This window comes from Streptomyces sp. V4I23 (assembly GCF_030817975.1).
Taxonomy (GTDB): Bacteria; Actinomycetota; Actinomycetes; order Streptomycetales; family Streptomycetaceae; genus Streptomyces.
Map to the genome: position 1 here is coordinate 19604 of NZ_JAUSZW010000005.1, position 18462 is coordinate 38065.

Sequence of the window (18462 nt, forward strand, 5' to 3'; positions counted from 1 at the left end):
GCGGTGACCCGTACGCGCCTTGACCGCGTCCGCGCCTCGGTCGGCATCGCCCAGCTCGCCCTCCAGCAGATCGAGGACGACCTCAGCGCCGACGACGTCGACCAGGAGGAGCTCGCCGCGATCCTGCGCGAGCTCATCGAGGACACCGACCCGCCCGGCGGGTTCATGGCGTCCGTCGCGCAGCTGCTCACCGTCGCCGCGCGCCGTGCCGAGCAGATCGAGCCCGACCGTGACGGCGACGCCTCGTGCCCCTTGCACGAGGCCGCCGCCCTGATCACCGACCACGCCGGGCAGTGCCTCATCTGGGCTGCCCGCGCCCTTCACCCGCAGGGAGACATCTGAGATGGCGAGCACGAAGGCGATGAATCCGCCCCGACGGGAGTGCCGACAGTGCTGGTACCACGCGTACGCCAGCCGTGAGGCCCACGCCGGGCTCGGTCCGCGCGAGGACTGCCCGCAGTGCGTGGACCACATGAAGAACGGCCACCCCGACCACATGATCGTCCGCTGACGCCGCTGCGCGAAGCCGCCGACCTGATCACCGCCCACGCCGGGCAGCGCCTCCTCTGGGCTGCCCGACGCCCTCACCCGCAAGGAGATCTCGCATGACCGAGCTGATCTACCCGCAGATGCCCGAGCACAGCCTGGTGGTCCTCATCGGCCCGTCCGGCGCCGGGAAGTCCACGATCGCGCGCACCTGGCCCGCCTCGCAGGTCCTGTCCCTGGACGCGCTGCGCGAGGTCGTCAGCGACGACGCGGGCGACCAGGACGCGACCGGTGACGCGGTCGCCGCCCTGCACCTGCTCCTGGAGGCGAGGATGCGCCGCCGGCTGTTCACTGTCGTCGACGCGACCAACGTCACCAGGTCCGCCAGGGAGCCGTTGGTCGCCGCCGCCAAGCGGCACGACATGCTGCCCATCGCGGTCATGGTCGCCACGCCCGGCAGCGTCTGCATCGAGCGGCAGGGCCCGCGGCCGGCCAACCGCACGGTGCCGGAGGACGTGGTCGTCAAGCAGCACCAGGCCATGGTCGCTTCGCACCGCACCCTCAAGGCCGAAGGGTTCCCGGAGGTCGTCTTCTCCGACAGCATCTACCGGCTGCTGCCGTTCCTGGAGCGCCTGAGCGAGACGCGGCAGGCCGACCTCGGACTGGACGGCAGCGACGGCCTCGGTGAGCTGAACCTCGTACGCCGGATGTTCGGTGAGGAGATCCTGCCGCTGTGGCGGTGGAAGCCCGGCTCCAACGTCGCTGGCGGCGACCGCGTCGCGGAGATCCGCCTAGGGCAGCAGTACCTCACCCTCGCCCTGCGCACCGACGTGGACGGCGAGGGCGACTACGGGTTCGACGTGATGGTGCCGTGCCCGCACGACGACGAATGCACCGGCCGGGCGTGGGTGCCCGCCTACAGCGTCACCTGCCTGTACCGCGCGCTGAACGGCGACCTGGACGACGACGAGGACATCGTCTGCACCGTCCACGGCCCGAACAACGACGACGTCCAGGGCGACGAGGTCGACGGCCCCGACCTCGAGGAGCAGGACCTCGAAGCGATCCACGGCTGACGGACCTCCGTGCCGCCCCGGACCCGGCTCACCGCCGGGGCCGGGGCGGTCGCGGTGGTCCCTCAACCACCGCGATCACGAGAGGAGTGGACGTCATGACCCAGCCCCCGTACTACGAGGTCGACGTCCCCATACGAAGCACCGAGACGCCCGGCCTGGAAGGCGTGCACGTCTTCACCGGCTGGGCGGACAATCCCGCCGCCGCCGTGCAGGCCGCGCACGAGGTCTACGACGCGGCCCGCGCCGCTGCGGAGGCCGGACGCGAGATCCCCCACGGAGGCCCGGACGGCTGGTGCGCCTGCGGATACCGGCCCGGCTGGGAGCTCGACTGGCCCGCCGCGAAGGCCGGCCCCTGGAGGAACCCGTACAGCTGGCTCAACTCCAAGCCCTTCGAGATGTAGCTCTGCCCCGGGACAGCCGCACGTGCTTGGCGGCTTCGACGGCTGCCCCGGGCCCACCCAACCCGTACGAGACGAGAGGGAGATCCTCAGTATGGACTCCGTTCTGCGCGTGCAGGGCCGGATCGGCCCGCGCGCCCTTCTGATCACCACCGCTGCCCTGCCGCTGACCGGTTGGACCGTGCACGCCCTGGCGCTGCACCGCAAGCTCGCGGCGACCCGGAAGGACCCGCTGACCGGTCTGCTGCGCCGCGACGCCTACACCGCCCGCGCCCGCCGGCTCCTGGCCCGCCACGGCGACAGCGGGGCCGTGGTCATGGTCGACGCCGACAGGTTCAAGGAGATCAACGACGGCTTCGGGCACGCGGCGGGCGACACCGTCCTCGCGTCGATCGCGGCCCGGCTCACGGCCTGGGCGGGCCCGCGCGCTGCGGTCGGCAGGCTCGGAGGCGATGAGTTCGCCGTGGTCCTGGAGTTGCCCGCCGCCCGCCGCGCGCTCCGCCTGGAGCAGCTGGTCCGGATGCTGCACACGCCGGTCACCCTGGACGACGGCAGCTCCGTCGACGTCGCCGCGTCGGTCGGCGCCGCGACCCCGGACGTGATCGGCGCACGCGACCTGACGCGGCTGCAGAGGGCGGCTGACGCTGCCCTGTACGACGGCAAGCACTCGGGCCGGGCGGTCCTGGCGAGTGCCGCGCACGCCACCGTGCCGTCCGTCAACGGGCGCCGCGCGGGCAGGCCGGGCACGGCCGCGTGGGGGCGAGCGGCATGAGCACAGCGACCCTTCCGCCGGCGGGCGACTGGATCCGCGGCATCAGCGTCAAGCAGCCGCACGCCGCCTGCCTCCTCGCCGGGACCAAGACGATCGAGAACAGGCCCCGGGCGTGGTCGTGGCGCGGCTGGCTGCTGCTGCACACGAGCCAGCAGATCGACCGGCCCGCCCTGCGCGTGCCGCTGATCGCCCGCACGGTTCGCGGCCGCGAGCTGCCGACCGGCGCCGTGATCGGCGTCGCCCGGCTGACCGGCTGCCACCAGGACCCGGACGGCTCCTCGCCCTGCACCGAGTTCGCGAACCCCGGGGCGTGGCATCTGGAGGTCAGCCACGTCCAGGCCCTCGCCCTGCCGATCCCGGCGCGCGGGCAGCTCGGTCCCTGGCGGCCCGCCGAGGATCTGGTCGACCAGGTCCTCCAGCAGCTGCCGCACCTGCGGCCGTGACCGCCCGGCGCCGCCATCTGCACGCGGTGCCCACGCCGCCCGATCAGCCTGTGGCGCCGGTCCAGCTCCTGAACTGGCGCCACTATTCGCACTTCGGGCCGCCCGCCCCGTGCGTGCTGTGCGGCACCACCACCCCGCTGAGGTCCCGCGCCAAGGAGCCCGCGCACAAGGTCTGCGCGGAGTTCTGGAACGCGGCGCACCCCGGCGAGACCCGGTTCGTCTCCGACCCGCCCAAGGGCGGCGGGACGACCGACCACGCCTGACCTCTCCTCCAGCTGGAGGCCCCCCATGAGCAGCACCCAGCCCGACGTCGACCGCACCCTCGCCTACCCGGAGCCGCCAGCCTCGCCGCTCTGGCACCGCCACAGCCCGCCGGTCCGACCCCTCACCCCCGAGCAGCAGCGCCGCAACCGCGAGCTGCTCGACATCGCGCAGCGCTCCCCCCGACCCCGCTCCCCCCGCTCCACCAAGACCCTGGCGGAGGCCAGCTGATGAACCCCCAGACGCACCTGGCCATAGACGGCTACGTCGACGCGATCCCGGCCCCCGGCACCGGCTCGGGCACCGCCCGCTTCGACCTGATCCACTCCCCCGCCGACGCGGACCGGATCGCCCCCGACGCCCCGGACACCGTGTACGCCTGCACCACCGGAGACCCGCGCATCGCCGATGTGCTGCTGCGCGAGATCCAGCCCGGCGACCTTCTGCGCGTCACCGGCACCCTGGTCCAGCCCGACGACCCCCAGGCCCCGGCCCACTTCACCGTCGACGGCCTGGAGGTCCTCGAGGCCGCCCCGGCCTCCGTGCTCTTCGACCTCGTACTGGAGCGGTTCGGGAACTACGTCGTCGTCTTCGACGCCGACCGCGACCAGGTCCCGGTGTTCACCGCGTCCGGCCGCTGGGTCGGCGAGGCTGCCAACGCCGACGCGATCGGCGACCTCATCGACGCCTACGAGGAAGGCGACCTCCGATGACGACCGCACTCCCCGCGCAGCGCACCGTCCTCGAACGGTTCCCCGCCGGCCACCCCCGCGGTTCCTGGCCCGCCGACGAATACGCCGCCACCCAGCGAGCCCAGGGCATCGACGCCCGGGTCGTCATGGACCTCGGCAGCGACCAGTTCCTCGTGGTCACCAACACCACCACCCGCTAGCCCACCCACCGAGAGGCGAACATGACCGAGACCGAAACGTTCGAGACGATCCGCTACACCGCCGACGTGGTGGCCCTGACCCCCGGCGGCGACGTCCTGCTGATCGAGCGTGGCTGGCCGCCGCACGAGGGCGCCTGGGCCCTGCCCGGTGGTCACGTCGACCCCGGCGAGACGAGCCTCGCGGCCGCCGCCCGGGAACTGGCTGAGGAGACCGGCGTCCACGTCACCGCCGACAGCCTGCGCCCGATCGGCGTCTGGGACGCGCCCGACCGCGACCCGCGCGGCCGGTACGTCACCGTCGCGTACGTGGCCGTCGTCCCCGCTGGCACCCAGATCGTCGCCGGAGACGACGCGCGAACCGCCCGCTGGTGGCCCCTGGACAACCTGCCGGAGCGCCTGGCGTTCGACCACGCCGACATCCTCCGCGCGGTCACGGCCTCCTGACACACCAGCACGACACACCACAGCGCCGCGCCCCGACCAGAAGGCCGGGGTGCGGCGCTTCCTGTTCTCCCCCTTCACCGAGGAGCCTTCGCGTGTTAGCCACCGTCGTCACCGCCGGCCTCGCCGTCGTCGCCACCCTTTTGGGCGCGATCGTGTCCGGCCGCTTCCAGGAACGCGCCGCCGAACGGCAGGTGCGCGCCACCCACGGCGAGGCGATCCGCCGCGACCGACTGGAAGCCGTCACCGCGCTGGCCTGCGCCGGCAGCGACCACCGCACGGCGATGTGGATGCGCGGCGACGCCATCCTCAAGGGCGCCGGCACCGAACGGATCGAGGCCCTGCGCAGCCAGAGCCACATGACCCGCAGCGCCGTCACCCGTCCCCTGGTCGCCCTTCGCGTCCTCATCGAGGACCAGGCCGTGCGCGCCGCCGCCGACCGCATGATCACGCTCACCTACGCGATCCGGGATGCGTACGCGACCACCGAGGACCTGACCACCGCCCGCGAGGCCGCGAAGGCTGCCCACGACGACTTCGTGAACGCCGCCGCCTGCTACCTGCGCCCGGCGAGCACCCACCCCACTCGCGAACAGGAGCCCACCCGATGAAGCGACTCTTCCGCCGCTGCGGCCACACTCCCGGCACCCTCACACCCGAGGACCAGGCCGTCGTCGACCAGTTCCGCGCGATGCTCGCAGCCGTACGCAACCCGCAACCCTGGACACCCGGCCACGCGCAGGACGTCGCCGTACGGATCGGGCCCTTCGTGGAACGCGCCCACCCCCGCCCGGCGACGACCACGGCCCCGAGATGATCGCCGTGGCCCTGGTCCACCCCGACACCCCGCACGCCGCGGCCTACCTCCACGGCCGCCAGCTCGGCTACACCGACCGAGGCTGGCTGTGCTGCGAGACGACCGCGATCCTCGGCACCTGGCAGCCCGGCTACGCGATGCTCACCCACGCCGCCGCCGGCCTGCCCCTGCCCGACGACATCGGCATGGAGCCCGCGCACTACGCCCTCTACATTGAGGCCCGCAAACGCGACGACAGCCTCGACGGCTACCCCCTGCTGCGCCTCGGCCCCTACACCCAGACCCGGCACGCCCAGCAAGACCACGACCGGATCACCGCCGCGCTGGACGGCCGGGAGACCACCCTCGTGCCCGGACACCGCGTCTCCGCGCGGTACGCACCGTTCGACGTCAGCGACCACCACCTGTTCGCCGACCCGTACGAGGCCGACGCCGTGGCGCTCCTGGACGCCGCTGTCGCGGGAACGAGCGCGTGACCGCCTCGACCCTGCACGAGGGCGACGACGGCACCAAGCACCCCGCCGAACAGCTCTGGACGGCGTAAGCGTCGGCATCCGGCCGCCCCGGTAACTGCCGCCAGCATCCTCAACCCGGATGAAGGCACGCCCGCGAGCCGGGCGCCTGATGCCAGCCACCGCACGGAGAAGGCCCGGGCCACCGCTCGGCGCTTTCTAGGGGTCGTCGCAACACGTGGTCGTGTTGATCAGGCCGCGAGCAGTTTATGCAGGCGCTCGGCTGGGGTTTCCCAGCCGAGCGTTTTGCGTGGCCGACCGTTCAGTTCAGCGGCGACGGCGGCCAGGTGCTCACGACTGTGGACGGACAGGTCGGTGCCCTTGGGAAAGTACTGCCGCAGCAGGCCGTTCGTGTTCTCGTTCGAACCGCGCTGCCAAGGGCTGGCCGGGTCGCAGAAGTAGACCGGGATGTCGGTGGCGACGGTGAACTCCCGGTGCCGGCCCATCTCGCTGCCCTGGTCCCAGGTCAACGACCGCTTCAGGTGAGCCGGCAGCGTCTGGACCGTCTCGACCAGGGCGTCGCGGACCAGCTCGGTGCCCCGGCCGTTCGGCAGGTGCACCAGCAGCACATAGCGGGTGGAGCGTTCGACCAAAGTGCCGATGGCTGAGGCGCCGTCCTTGCCGATGATCAGGTCGCCTTCCCAGTGGCCGGGCACCGCCCGGTCCTCGGCCTCTGCGGGACGGTCGCTGATCATCACCATGGGATCGCGGAAGCGGGGCTGGCGCTGCTGGGCCTGGCGACGGGGCTTGCGCCGGACGCGGCCGGTGCGCAGCGCTTTGGCCAGCTCTCGGCGCAGCTCACCCCGGCCCTGGACGTAGAGGGCCTGGTAGACGGTCTCGTGGACCACGTGCATCTCCGGCCGGTCGGGGAACTGGGCGCGCAGGGCCTGGCAGATCTGCTCAGGGCTCCACCGTAGGTCCAGGCGGTCCTGGACGAAGGCGCGCAGTTCGGGGCTCTGTTTGATCTTCCCTGGCTTTGGGCGAGGCCGGCGCGCGTCGGCGCGGGCCTGAGCGGCGAAGGGCCGGTACTGGCCATTGGTGGGGTGCCGGTTGCGGCGGACCTCGCGGCTGATGGTCGACGGGCTCCTGCCCAGCTCACCGGCTATCGCACGGACCGTGGCCTTCTCCCGGAGCCGGTCGGCGATGTAGACCCGTTCGTCCTCGCGCAGGTACCTGGACGTGTCAGAAGGCGGCACCACCGGTCGAACCGGAGGTGCCGCCTTCTGCTTGCGGTCGGCACTGCGACCGTTACGCCATCGGCGGCCCGTCTTCGGGTTGATGCCGACGATCAGGCACGCCTGGTTGTTGCTCAAGCCCTGCTGCATGAGCCGGAAGTATGTCTCCCGCTCACGCAGCAGCTTCTTCGGCCCCTGAGCCGTCCGGATCTCCCGGATCTTGAAGTCCATCGCCACCCCTGAACTGGGGTGTTGCGACGACCACTAGAACGGAAGCGATCTGGCGGGGCACGGGCCTTTTTTGTTTCCGGCTCGATCCTCTACGGCGGTCACCCTCGTACCAGTTGGCGATCGCCGTATCACCCGGCAGCACTTTGTGACGTGGTGCCGGTCACTGTGCCGGGGGAGACGTGGCAGCATCTTGCGGAACGTAGCCACTGCATGAGGAGAGAGCCGCGCCGTGCTCATCGCCAACATCAGCCCACGAAGTATGGGCAAGACGACCGACACCGGCATGATGGGACACGCATTCCACGAGGCTGGATACCGCGTGCAGCTGTGGGACGCGGACGAATCTGAGCACCTCACTCAGTGGTCCGAGCTCGCGGCCTTTCCCTTCCCTGTGAAGCACAACGCCTCCGCGAAGTTCGCTGAGGAGTACACGCCGCTCGGGGAAGCCGGGATCGACATCGTCGACGTCGGACACACCGAGAACCACCCGCACATCGCAGACAGCGTGCTCAAGGTGGCCGACCTGGTCCTCATCCACATGGAACCTTCGATGGCCGACTACCAGCGTGTCCATCAGCCGCGTACTTCCACGCCGGTCAAGACGATGGTCGGCCGCTCCGCGTTCGACAGGCCCTCACGCACGGCCCCGCCGATGTGGGTGCTCCTCAACCGAGTACGCCCCCAACGTTCGGAGCGAGAAGGAGATCCGGGGCCTGCTCACCGACGCCGACTACAACGTGCTCACGGTGAAGATCCCGGTCCTGGACGACATCAAGCAGGCCACCGGCTTCCCGGTGGAGCACGCGGCTCGGGGGCCCTTCGGTGAGCTGATCACCGAGCTGCAGGACCGGGGGTTGATCAAGAGTGCCTAAGCGTCGTGACTTCCGCGCGGCGGCCAGCAAGGGAGCCCAGCAGCCTCCCGCCAGCGCGAGTCCCACGTCGGAGAGCCTGGCTGTGCCTGACCGGCCCGCCGAACCTCCGCAGATGCGCGCTCAGCCCTTCACGATGGAGCACTGGGGACTGACCCTCCCCGACGTTGACGCCACGCCAGAGACCGCATATGGCCCGCTCGACGAGCACGAGCAGCGCCTCCTTGCCGAGGCCCACCGCGCCGTCGACAACGCCCGCACAGCCCGCTGGATGCTCGGCTACTCCCTGGAAGTGGTCCGCAGGCGCCGGCTGTACCGCGGCGACGGCACCCGCACCTGGGAGCAGTACCTGCAGCAGGAGCACGACGGTCTGTCGACCAGCGAGGCGGATCGTCTCCAGAAGACCTGGCGCCTGGCGCAGACCGTGCAGAAGGAACTCGGCCGGCCCCTGCCCGACAGCCACCTGCGAAAGCTGCAACCGTACGCGGAGCGCACCAGCGACCAAGAGGCCGCGCGCGCCTACGCCGAGCTGTACTGGGCCCACCAGGAAGGCGGCGTCCGGCTTGTCGCCAACCAGGTCCAGCAGCGAGTGAAGAAGGCGGTGGCAGCCGGCAAGGGTGTCTCCGACCCGGCGGAGCGCAGCCAGGCCGTCAGCGCCGCCTGGACTACCGCACCTGAAGCGGTGATGCCCACGCAACGTGTCGAAGCGGAGCGGCAGAGCGGCACGCCCAGCCGGAGCTCGGACCCCGTAGACGGCGCACTAGAGCTGCTGAACGTGGCGCGACAGACAATCGAGAACGCCACGGAGGACAAGGCCGCACGTAAGGCCCGTAGCCCCGAAGAGGCCCAGCGGCAGCAGGACGCCATCCGCCGCATCGGCCGCATCCTCAGCAAGGTGAAGGTCGACGCCGACGCCACCCCCAATGTCAACGTCGATGCTGGCGCCGTCGACGAGGACGGCATCGTCGATGCAGAGCTGGTTGAGGACTGACCCCTGCTGTTGAGCGGGACTTCCCCAATTGGGGAAGTCCCGCGATTTTTGGCGGCACTGCTCCGGGCAGTCAGCGTGAGACGACACCCTTGAAGCCGGGACCGAGCCCGCGCCGCTTGCCGGGTGACGCGGCGCCGGGCCGTGCGGTGAGGGCCGCGACCACCGCCTGGGCAGTCTGCGGGGTAAGGCCGGCGCTCACCGGCCCGGAGGCCAGGACCCGTGCGTACGCGCCCGTGCCGTGGGCGCGGAGAGCGTCAGCGAGCGCGGCCGCCGCAGTCTCCGCTGGCCCGGCCCCCCAACCGCCCACGTCCCCCTGCTGCGCCTGTCGGGGGAGGGCGTCGCGTCGGCTGAGGAGCACGGCCAGGGCCTGCGCCTCGGATGCGTCCAGCGTGACCGTGACCAGCGCGGCCCCGAGCTGGTGGACGCGGTTCCGGGTCAAGCCGTGAGCGGCGAGTGCCTGGCGCAGCGCCGCACTCGTTCCAGCCGCAGCTCTGCCGCCGACGGCCTCGCTCGCCCCGGCTCCGGCCTGTTCGGCGCGCTCGACGACGGCGGCCGCGGTGATCGGCACGACGGAGAGGATCTCTGCGCACTCCGGATCGAGCTGGGCGAGCGCACCGGCCAGGACCTCGAGGGCGGCGGCCACGTCCTCCACCGCGGCCGCGCTCCAGTGCAACGGGTCGGCGGCGTCGGCCAGCGTGCACGCCGCGACGACGGCCTCCTCCGCCAACGCCTCCACCCGGCCCGGCCCGGTAGTCAGCTTCATGTCCCGCCCAACGAGATGTGACCGCGCAAGGTCGTGCGCGCTGATCACATGATGACGTCCGCGATCTCCTCCATCGGCACGAAGCTCGCGGCCGCCTGGTCACCGGCCGCGGGCCCTCGACACCGGTGGCCGCGCCCGGTCGCGTGGACACCGGGCAGCCCGTAGACCGGACGTATGGTCCTTCGGCCGCCGGTGGAACCGATGCTGGCGCAGGCCCGCGACACGGTGCCCGCGCCGGGCGCGCTGCCCGGGGAGCTTCGGTTCCAGCCGAAGTTCGACGGCTACCGGGCGATCGTCTTCACCCCGTGGCCGGCGCCCGGCCCGCTGCTCGTGCAGTCCCGCCGCGGCGGTCTCCTGCAGAGCCGTTTCCCTGATCTCGTGGACGCGGCCGCCCACCTGCCCGACGGCCTGGTCCTCGACGGCGAACTGGTCGTGTGGGTGGAGGGCCAGATGTCGTTCGAGGCGCTCCAGCGGCGAGCGGTCTCCGGCGGCCGGACCGCCGCCCGCCTCGCCCAGGAGATGCCGGCGCACTTCATCGCCTTCGACGTCCTCCAGATCGACGGCCAGGAGCGGCTGCTCGTCCCGTACGGCGAGCGGCGCGCCCAGCTGGAGCGGCTGTTCACCGACCGCGGCCTGAGCGCCCCGTGGACGCTCTGCCCCGAGACCACGGACGTGGCGACGGCGCAGGAGTGGCTGACGTCCTGGACGCAGGTGCCCGGCGTCGAAGGGCTGGTGATCCGGGGGAGCGGGCAGCGGTATCTGCCGGGAGCCCGCGCGCTCTACAAGGTGCGCCGCCGCGATACCACCGAAGCCGTGGTGGGTGCGATCACCGGCACCGTACGGCGGCCGCAGACGCTCGTGCTGGGACGCCTCGACCAGACCGGCACGCTCCGGCTGGTCGGGCGCAGTACGCCGCTGCGGCCGGATGCGGCGCGGGACCTGGCCGAGCGGCTGACGCCCGCAGGACCCGGCCACTCATGGGAGGGCGTCCGGTTCACGACCTCCTGGGGGTCGCGCACGCCGCTCGACGTCGTGCTGGTCGAACCGGAGCTGGTCGCCGAGATCACGGTGGACACGGCGCAGGAGCGCGGCGCGTGGAGACACCCGGTGCGCTTCGCACGGCTCCGGCTGGACGTCGCGGTCACGGACGTCCCGCCCTTCGGGGCGGGCGCCGAGCCCGCCAGCAGCTGACCCCCTCCCCTCCGCTCCCGATGCGGTCCGAGCAGCGTCACGGGCCGGTGAGGATGTCGTGGGTGCCGATGCGACGCCAGATGACGTGCTGTACGCCGGGGCGTATTGCTGGCCCGTATTGCCAGGTCGCCCGCCCATTGCCGTCCCAAGTCAACTCGAAGACACCGGGCGCGCTGCGGACGCCCTTCACGCGAAGACCGGCACGGAAACGCCCGCGTCCGGCGTGCAGGTCGTCGACGAAGGCAGCCACGGCCTGGCGGAAGCGGCGGCGCTGGGCGGGGGTGAGGCGGTCCAGATCGGCGGTGAAGCGGGGCAGGGCCTCGTAGGTGGGCACGGCGAACTCCTCCAGGACGCACGAAGCCCCCGGCCGGTGGCCGGGGGCGGTGGTGGCTGTTCGTGTTGAAGGGCGTCGGTGACGTGGTGCTCAGTCGTGGCGGGTTGTCGGTGGAGTGGTGCGTTGGTGTGCGGTCGATGACGGTGGAGTCGGTTGGTGTGCGTTCTCGTGGTGGGTGGGGCTCGTGTGGTCGTGGCGCAGTATTCGCACGGCACGGTCAGCTCTCGTGGAGAGCGCGCATGGCGGTCCCAGAACTGCTGGGGCCGGGTGGCCTCGCAGCTGGAGCATCGGCGCCCTGTGATCCAGCTACGGGCCGGGTGGTCCTGCTGGGCGGAGCGCTCGGTGTGGCCGTACTCGATCCGGAGCGGTCGGCGGCAGAGCGGGCAGAGGTCGTCGTGACCGAGGTTCGGGTTCATGGGCGGCAGGGTGCACACGTCGGTGGCTTACCGTCTCGGGCTGATTGGACGGCCCGCCTGACGGGCGCTCCGGCAAAGACTTGGCGATGCCCTCCCGCCCGGCGGGAAGGACCTCGGATCGCGCTTCTTCGCACGTCAGCACCGGGGTTCCATGGCCCGATGATCAGCCAAACGAAGATCCGTCCGGGAGACGGGCGCTATCTCTTCCGCGGTGTGATGGTCGGCGACGGCCACCGCGGGGCGGGCACGTCGCTGCGCGCCGCACAGGACGAAGCTGGCGTCCCGCCCGGGATCTGGAAGGGCCGGGGCCTGGCCGCGCTCGGTCTCAGGGCCGGGGACGTGGTGAGCGAGCGGCAGGCCGAGCTGCTCCTGGGGGAGGGCCGGCACCCGGACGCCGACCGGATCGAGCGCGAGCTCCTGGCGCACGGCAAGAGCCCGGAGCAGGCGAGGCGGGCGACCGTGCTGGGTAGGCCCATCGAGCACAACCGCTCGCCCAAGACCGACAAGGCCAAGGAGCGCATTCCCTGGCTCGGCATGCACCTGGTGTTCCGGCCCCCGCCGACGGCCCACATCGCGTGGGCGCTGGCTGACTACGAGACCCGCCTGGTGCTGGAGCTGTGCCAGGACATCGCCCGGGACAAGACGCTGGCGTGGCTGGAGGATGCGGTCGCCCAGATCCGTTGGAAAGGCGGCGGCAAGCAGCGCGCCCGGGTCAAGGACGGGCTGATCGTCGCCGTCTTCCGGCATTACGAGTCCAGAGCTGCGGAATCGAAGCCCCTTCTCCACGATCATGCGCTGGTCTCGATCCGTGCCCGGCGGCCGGACACCAAGGGGACGTGGGGCAACCTGTCGGCGGACTCGACACTGGCCCACATTGTTGCCGCCGACACCCTCTACATCCTGTACTTCATGGAGGAGGTGTCCGCCCGGCTTGGGTGGGCGTGGGAGCCGCGCGAGGTGACGCCTGGTCGCCGGCCGGTCATGGAGATCGCGGGCATTGACCGGCGGCTGATCGGCTGGCAGTCGACCCGCCGCCAGCAGATCGAGGACGCGCTGCCCGTCCTGACGGCCAGGTACGAGGAACGGCAGGGGCACGCGCCGGGGGAGCGGGCCGCCTACGCGCTGGCCTGCCAGGCCGCTGACCAGACCCGCCCGCCCAAGCGCACTGAGCTGCTGTCGCTGACCGAGCTGCGGACGCGATGGCGGGACTCCGCGATCCGGGCGTTCGGCGCCTGCACCGTCTACCGGCTGGCGGAGCGGGCCCGGGCGGCGGCCGCGGCGGTGTGGGCGCGGGTGCGGCCAGCGGTCGATATCGCCCTGGCCGCCGTCGACGTCGTCGCCGTGGTGTACGTGATGCGCGGCGCGTTCAAGCGCCACCACCTGCTCGCCGAAGCCCGCCGCCACCTCTCCTACGTCCTGCGCGGCCAACCCCACGAGCCCGGCCTGGATGAAGAGGTCGTGCAGGCGGTCGTCGATGACTACACCCGCCCGGCGAGCCGACGGATGATGACCGCCGACCTGCGCGCCCTGTACCCGCGCGACACCGAGGACCAGGCCGTGCTGCGCCCGCTGACCCGCAAGCGGTCTGCCTCGCCGTACGAGCGGGCCCGCCTCGCCGCCGACGCCCTGGCCGCCCGGGTCCATGCGGTGCGCCGTGCAGATCGACTGGGCTCCCGTACCCGGCCGCGCACCGTTGCCGTGCCCGCCGCCTCGAGGTCGTACCCGCGGCCGTTCCGCTCCGGCCGGAAGGACGGCCGCCTCCTGGAGCCGGAGACCGGCGTCGACACGGTGGAACAGACGCGCCAGACCTTGGAAGCCGCCGCCGCGCAGGTGGCCGCCACGCTCCAGGACAGCCGGCGGGCGCGCGAAGTCGCCCACGGCCCCCGCCCGCAGCCCACCCCGGCGACGGCCCCGCCGCCGTACACCCAGCAGCCCGGCGTTCAGCACACGCCGGGCCGGAGCACAGGAGGAGTCGCATGAGCACCCCGGAAGAACGCCCCAACCCCGACGACGCACTCGCCCGCGCCCGTGCCGCCCGCGAGCAGATGGCCGCCGCGCTCACCGAGGACCAGGAGCCCGACGCCGACGAGCCCCTGGGGTGGCAGCCGATCTGGAAGCGGCCCCGGAAGCCGAAGTCGAAGGCGGCGAAGAAGGCAGAACTGCGCAAGCAGCGGAAGCGACTCCAGGAAGCCGGGAAGCGCCGCCTCGCCGCCTCGCCGCCGCGCAGTCGCGCCGGCCTCGCTCCCGGCAGAGCCGGATCGGCAACGCGGCCGCGCGCCGCGATGCCCGCGCTCTGTCCCGGGTGCGGCACTCCACCGCCTGGCTGTGGTGACGATGCCGGGCATCGTCCACTGAGTGGAGACCACGATGTTCTGCATCCAGTGGCGATGCACGACATCGGGTGGGCTCCACTCAGTGGACTCCACTCCGATGCGCCGGGGTGACGATGGACGCCACCGTGGTGCGCACCGCGATGGTGCGCCACTGCACCCGGTGCGCCGCACCGCCCGGCGATGTCCGGCACTCGCGCGCGCCGGTGCGCCGCACCCGATGTCCCGCACCGCACTGGTGCGCCTACCGCCGACTGCCCCCTCGATCAGGTGCGGCCGGAGGCGTGCGACCTCTTGTCCAGCTCCGCTACACCCCCTTGTCCAGGTCTGCTACCGAGGACGTTTCCCCTTGACACAAGCGGTTTCGGCTGGCGAACAGGTCGCGGTCAAGGGGGTGGGTGATAGAGGGGCCCCGCCCGGCTGTGACGCGCGCCTCGGTGCGGCGCGGTGCGGTGCGGCGATGTCGACGGAGCGCACCACGATGGCGCGGTGCGGTGGGGCGCCCGGCAGCGGTGTGGATGGCAGTGGTGCGGTCCCGATGCGCGCCGCACCACTGCCATCCCGGATGCGCTTTACGCGGTGGTCCGGCGCACCGGGTGCGCCTCCATCGCTTGCTTCATCCCCGCGGCCTCCAGCTGGCGGAGGACATCGGCGACGTCGCCGTGGTCCTCGGTGAGGATGTTCTCGGTGAAGCGGATGATGGTCTGGGCGATGCCCGGCGCACCGGCCAGGCACTCACCGTCGCAGAGGAGCTCCAGCAGAAGCCGTCCGAGCGCCGCCGCCAGGAACGAATGCGCGCAGGGCTCCCCGTCGTGGTCGTCCACTGCGGTGATCGGGATGACGATGCGCGCGGCGACGTCCAGGAGCATCCGGAGCACCTCCGGGCCCATGCCGTCGATGACCGCGCAGGCGGTGTCGATGTCGCCGGCCTGCATCGCCCGGATGTAGGCGAAGGCGTCGGCGACATCCTCCGGCTCCATCGGAGCGAGCGGCGCGGTGACGGTGTTCTCGGGCATGACAGCTCCTCGCGTACGGGCCGCCCCGCTGATCGCGGCGGCCTCAAGAGGAGCCTCTATTGGCGGCCCTGTGGACAGAGATCACGCTCGGGAGGGAGAAATCTCCCTCCCCGCCGGCCCCCTCCACGGGCCCCTCCATTGCCCCCTCCACGGCTACTTCGCCCGCCAGGCGCGTATCCCCTGCTCAGCCCCGGCAGAACAAGCCCCGCGACACGTTCGACAACCCTTCTAAGTCTCTGAAGCAGACATGGAAGCCAACCCACATCCGGAAGAAGGAAGTGCTGAAGGCTCTCGGGATCTTCCAGAGGGCTACCGCAGAACACCTGTGGCGGATGCTGCGCCCCACCGACTCGCACGACCGGTGCACGAGGGACACCCTCAACGCCCTCAAGGGCGAGGGAAAGGTCCGGGTGGAGACGCGGCTGGAGTCGAACCACCAGCTGTGGGTGCTCACCGAGCGAGGACACAAGGAAGCCAAGCAGCTGCTGCCGGAGAACGTTCGGGTCTCTGCGCTGCGCAAGCTCGAGTTCGACGACGACGGCGAGCCGGTGGTCGGCGAGGGCTTCGACGAACACGCGGCCGCCGTCACGATGACCGCCGCGGTCCTCACCGGAGCCGGCTTCGGCACGCCACTGTCCTGGCAGACCGAGATCGGCCACAAGCTCCCCTACGGGTACACCCAGTACGCCGACCTGACGATGCGGGCCCCGGACGCTGGCGTGCCCGCGATGCTCCTGGAGGTCGACCGGGTGAATGAGCCCGTCGATGTCCTGGTGGACAAGGTGCGCCGCTATACCGAGTGGTTCGAGCTCCTGGCGCCGAAGGCCGACAAGGACCGCGAGAGGGTGGCTCGCTCCTACGGGGGAGCGAGGGTGCACGACTTCCGGCTGTGGTCGCGGATCTACCCGGCGACCGGCCGCGAGGGCTACGTGCCCCTCGCGTTTGTGTTCACGGGCAAGACGAAGGCGCAGCGGGCCAGCAGGATGCGGCGGCTGGAGCAGGCCGCCCGTTCCTACTTCGCCGGCACCCAGTACGCGGGCGGTGGCATCACGGCCGTCGACTACCACCAGGCGGTGCCCGTGGTCGTCACCGAGCTGGAGCGGATCACGGCCGATCCGGATGGGGCGGCGGGGAAGGTGTGGCGCAGGCTCGGGCGCGATGAGTGGCAGACGCTGACCGACGCCCTGGACAACCCCGACGGTGACCGGCTGTACGTGGTGCAGGCGGAGCAGGCCCGCAAGCGCCAGAAGGAGCGCGAAGCCGCGGTTCGCGAGGCGCAGCGGCCCGTGTGCAGGCGCTGCGGAGCGAAGTTCACCGACGACCGCTGGGACACGGTGCGGCACTACCCGGGGATGCAGCACCGCGAGCTGTGCGATCCGTGCCTGAACGAACACTGGGAACAGGTGAGGGCGGAGAAGGCCGCGCGCCGCTTGGCGGAGGAAGCCGAACGCGCGGCGGCTGAAGCACCGGCCGCCAGGCCCCGCGGCCGGTTCGGCATCACGCGCCGCCGGTAGCCGGGCGGCTTGTGCCTTCGGCCGGACAGGCGGCCCGGGCCGGAGGTGAGGATGAGCAGCGCGAACAACGACGTGTTCGCGCTGTCCGCTGATCGGTTTAGCAGAGCCGGTGCTGCCGCAGAGATGTGAGGACTACCCCCGTGCTGTACGGGGGTTCACGCCGCAAGGGGGAGACGATCTTGGGTGAGTTCCGTCCGGTGGCCAACGGACTTCGCACCGATCATCCCGTTCCGGGTCTGCCGTTCATCAACGACGAACGGTTGCCGCTCGGCAATCCGGACGCGATCGAGCGCACCGGCCGGGACCAGGGCGAGGGACTGTGGGGCCGCACCGATCCGTTACCGGGAGGCGGCTGGGTGGCGTTCACGACCGAGCCGAAGAACCGCGCGTACGCGTGGGCCGTCCACTACCACCCCGAGCACGGCCGCACGGTGGTGCTGGTCACGGACGGCAGCTGGAGTGGGCTCCACCACGACTGGGTGTACGGGCACACCGGCTTCCTCTATCGGCACGGCGGCTACTGGTGGGATGGCACCGCCTGGCACCGGCCCGGAGTGGTCTTCGACGGCGCCTACGAGCGCTACGACGCCCGCCGCGTCCAGGACGCGCTCACCGTCACGGCCGCGGACCTCCTGGTTCACCCCGCCGACCCGGGCAAGGCGAGTATCGCCACCATCGCCGGGTTCACGGCGTCCAAGTCGGCCCTGCCCAACTGGCGTGATCATCTGGCGTTGTGGGCGGAGCACCGCCGGCGCGTGCCGGACGCACGGCCGCTTGACGAGTGCGTCGTCGACCTGAAGGCCCCCGAGCTGGACCCGGGCCTCCTGGTGGATCGGGCGGGGCTGGCGAAGATTGCGAACATTGCTGAGGACGACCTACCGGTCCCCGAGTACGAGGACCACAAGATGCCCGAGCCCCAGGCTCACGGCGCCAACGGGCCGTTGTGGTCGCAGCCCGTTGCCCGGGACTGGGCTGAACAGCATCGCCGCGACCACGGTCCCGGCGCTCTCCTCTCCGCCACCACCTCTTTCGATACCCCGCAGCCCCAGGGGCTCGTGGCCGACCACAACCGCCTCACCAAGGTCATCCACGGGGACGGGAAGCAGACCGAGGAAGCGGCCAAGACCCTCGCCTGGTGGCCCGCGGTCTCGCTCACGGTGGGAACCGACAGCCTCGTCCCCATGTCGGCGCTGCGCACGACGCTGATTGAGGCCGTGCTCTCCCATCTAGCCACAGGCGTCAAGAAGGGGAGGAGTGGAATCTGGCTCGGCACCCTCCGCCGTGACGTGGTCAAGGTCTTCGACTGGTACGTCCAGCGAAAGCCGGACCACACCGCGGGACTCCTGAGCGAGATCTGTCTGGACGCCCACACACGGCTGGACGTGGACCCGCAGACCGTGGGGCAACTCATCCGCCGATCCCTCCACCACGACAGCACGCTCGGCAAGGAGACCATCGACGCGCTTCTCGATATGGCCCTGCCGCCGTCCGCGAAATCCTCCGAGAGCTAGACAGGAGATCCCAGCCAGCGAGT

Annotated in this window: 24 protein-coding genes and 1 pseudogene; 21 read left to right on the forward strand and 4 right to left on the reverse strand. The window is 71.6% G+C overall.

Annotated elements, in window-relative coordinates:
• Positions 1–3: 3 nt before the first annotated feature.
• From QFZ82_RS39200 to QFZ82_RS39265, 14 genes are all read left to right on the forward strand, one after another.
• A complete protein-coding gene (locus tag QFZ82_RS39200) occupies positions 4–342 on the forward strand; it encodes a hypothetical protein (protein ID WP_307718011.1) in 339 nt (112 codons plus the stop codon).
• 1 nt (position 343) lies between these two features.
• On the forward strand, positions 344–511 hold the full coding sequence (locus tag QFZ82_RS39205) for a pRL2-8 (protein WP_307718012.1): 168 nt from the start codon (positions 344–346) through the stop codon (positions 509–511).
• A gap of 94 nt (positions 512–605) precedes the next feature.
• Positions 606–1562: an ATP-binding protein gene (locus tag QFZ82_RS39210; RefSeq protein ID WP_307718013.1), complete on the forward strand. Its 957-nt coding sequence runs from the start codon at positions 606–608 to the stop codon at positions 1560–1562.
• 95 nt (positions 1563–1657) lie between these two features.
• Positions 1658–1963, forward strand: a complete 306-nt coding sequence (locus QFZ82_RS39215; protein WP_307718014.1) for a hypothetical protein — start codon at positions 1658–1660, stop codon at positions 1961–1963.
• A gap of 91 nt (positions 1964–2054) precedes the next feature.
• Positions 2055–2732: a GGDEF domain-containing protein gene (locus tag QFZ82_RS39220; protein WP_307718015.1), complete on the forward strand. Its 678-nt coding sequence runs from the start codon at positions 2055–2057 to the stop codon at positions 2730–2732.
• Positions 2729–3175: a hypothetical protein gene (locus QFZ82_RS39225; protein WP_307718016.1), complete on the forward strand. Its 447-nt coding sequence runs from the start codon at positions 2729–2731 to the stop codon at positions 3173–3175. Before QFZ82_RS39220 ends, QFZ82_RS39225 begins: the two co-directional genes overlap by 4 nt.
• Positions 3172–3438, forward strand: a complete 267-nt coding sequence (locus tag QFZ82_RS39230) for a hypothetical protein (RefSeq protein WP_307718017.1) — start codon at positions 3172–3174, stop codon at positions 3436–3438. The genes QFZ82_RS39225 and QFZ82_RS39230 overlap by 4 nt, the downstream gene beginning before the upstream one ends.
• A 25-nt stretch (positions 3439–3463) precedes the next feature.
• Positions 3464–3667, forward strand: coding sequence for a hypothetical protein (locus QFZ82_RS39235; protein WP_307718018.1), 204 nt, complete (start codon positions 3464–3466; stop codon positions 3665–3667).
• Positions 3667–4149, forward strand: coding sequence for a hypothetical protein (locus tag QFZ82_RS39240; protein ID WP_307718019.1), 483 nt, complete (start codon positions 3667–3669; stop codon positions 4147–4149). The genes QFZ82_RS39235 and QFZ82_RS39240 overlap by 1 nt, the downstream gene beginning before the upstream one ends.
• Positions 4146–4328 carry a hypothetical protein gene (locus QFZ82_RS39245; RefSeq protein WP_307718020.1) on the forward strand — a complete coding sequence of 61 codons (183 nt, stop codon included), beginning with the start codon at positions 4146–4148 and terminating at the stop codon, positions 4326–4328. Before QFZ82_RS39240 ends, QFZ82_RS39245 begins: the two co-directional genes overlap by 4 nt.
• A gap of 21 nt (positions 4329–4349) precedes the next feature.
• The gene (locus QFZ82_RS39250) at positions 4350–4772 is read left to right on the forward strand and encodes an NUDIX domain-containing protein (RefSeq protein WP_307718021.1); all 423 of its coding nucleotides are present in this window, start codon (positions 4350–4352) and stop codon (positions 4770–4772) included.
• A gap of 92 nt (positions 4773–4864) precedes the next feature.
• Positions 4865–5380 carry a hypothetical protein gene (locus tag QFZ82_RS39255; protein ID WP_307718022.1) on the forward strand — a complete coding sequence of 172 codons (516 nt, stop codon included), beginning with the start codon at positions 4865–4867 and terminating at the stop codon, positions 5378–5380.
• Positions 5377–5586 (forward strand): hypothetical protein, encoded by a 210-nt coding sequence (locus QFZ82_RS39260; RefSeq protein ID WP_307718023.1) that lies wholly within the window; start codon positions 5377–5379, stop codon positions 5584–5586. The genes QFZ82_RS39255 and QFZ82_RS39260 overlap by 4 nt, the downstream gene beginning before the upstream one ends.
• Positions 5583–6062: a hypothetical protein gene (locus QFZ82_RS39265; RefSeq protein WP_307718024.1), complete on the forward strand. Its 480-nt coding sequence runs from the start codon at positions 5583–5585 to the stop codon at positions 6060–6062. The genes QFZ82_RS39260 and QFZ82_RS39265 overlap by 4 nt, the downstream gene beginning before the upstream one ends.
• A gap of 227 nt (positions 6063–6289) precedes the next feature.
• Here the strand turns inward: QFZ82_RS39265 and QFZ82_RS39270 are convergent, their stop codons facing one another.
• A complete protein-coding gene (locus QFZ82_RS39270; RefSeq protein ID WP_373429430.1) occupies positions 6290–7423 on the reverse strand; it encodes an IS30 family transposase in 1134 nt (377 codons plus the stop codon).
• A gap of 827 nt (positions 7424–8250) precedes the next feature.
• On the opposite strand from QFZ82_RS39270, the gene QFZ82_RS39275 reads away from it, so the two are divergent.
• Positions 8251–8376 carry a hypothetical protein gene (locus QFZ82_RS39275; protein ID WP_307718025.1) on the forward strand — a complete coding sequence of 42 codons (126 nt, stop codon included), beginning with the start codon at positions 8251–8253 and terminating at the stop codon, positions 8374–8376.
• A gap of 112 nt (positions 8377–8488) precedes the next feature.
• The gene (locus tag QFZ82_RS39280) at positions 8489–9364 is read left to right on the forward strand and encodes a hypothetical protein (protein ID WP_307718026.1); all 876 of its coding nucleotides are present in this window, start codon (positions 8489–8491) and stop codon (positions 9362–9364) included.
• A 70-nt stretch (positions 9365–9434) separates the two neighbouring features.
• Here QFZ82_RS39280 and QFZ82_RS39285 read toward each other — a convergent pair whose 3' ends face one another.
• Positions 9435–10127: a hypothetical protein gene (locus QFZ82_RS39285; RefSeq protein ID WP_307718027.1), complete on the reverse strand. Its 693-nt coding sequence runs from the start codon at positions 10125–10127 to the stop codon at positions 9435–9437.
• Positions 10128–10328: 201 nt separating this feature from the next.
• Here QFZ82_RS39285 and QFZ82_RS39290 point away from each other — a divergent pair, with 201 nt between their 5' ends.
• The gene (locus QFZ82_RS39290) at positions 10329–11318 is read left to right on the forward strand and encodes an ATP-dependent DNA ligase (RefSeq protein WP_307718044.1); all 990 of its coding nucleotides are present in this window, start codon (positions 10329–10331) and stop codon (positions 11316–11318) included.
• Between the two features lie 37 nt (positions 11319–11355).
• Here QFZ82_RS39290 and QFZ82_RS39295 read toward each other — a convergent pair whose 3' ends face one another.
• Complete coding sequence (locus QFZ82_RS39295) at positions 11356–11652, reverse strand: hypothetical protein (RefSeq protein ID WP_307718028.1); 297 nt, start codon at positions 11650–11652, stop codon at positions 11356–11358.
• A gap of 575 nt (positions 11653–12227) precedes the next feature.
• Here QFZ82_RS39295 and mobF point away from each other — a divergent pair.
• Entirely contained in the window at positions 12228–14048 is a 1821-nt protein-coding gene (gene mobF, locus QFZ82_RS39300) for a MobF family relaxase (protein ID WP_307718029.1), read from the forward strand.
• A pseudogene (locus tag QFZ82_RS39305) lies at positions 14045–14400 on the forward strand (hypothetical protein). Before mobF ends, QFZ82_RS39305 begins: the two are co-directional and overlap by 4 nt.
• A gap of 570 nt (positions 14401–14970) precedes the next feature.
• Here QFZ82_RS39305 and QFZ82_RS39310 read toward each other — a convergent pair.
• Entirely contained in the window at positions 14971–15414 is a 444-nt protein-coding gene (locus QFZ82_RS39310; protein WP_307718031.1) for a hypothetical protein, read from the reverse strand.
• Positions 15415–15692: 278 nt separating this feature from the next.
• Between QFZ82_RS39310 and QFZ82_RS39315 the strand changes: the two genes are divergently transcribed.
• Both QFZ82_RS39315 and QFZ82_RS39320 read left to right on the forward strand, forming a co-directional pair.
• Positions 15693–16928, forward strand: coding sequence for a replication-relaxation family protein (locus QFZ82_RS39315; protein WP_307718032.1), 1236 nt, complete (start codon positions 15693–15695; stop codon positions 16926–16928).
• Positions 16929–17107: 179 nt separating this feature from the next.
• Positions 17108–18439 carry a hypothetical protein gene (locus tag QFZ82_RS39320; protein WP_307718033.1) on the forward strand — a complete coding sequence of 444 codons (1332 nt, stop codon included), beginning with the start codon at positions 17108–17110 and terminating at the stop codon, positions 18437–18439.
• Positions 18440–18462 lie beyond the last annotated feature (23 nt).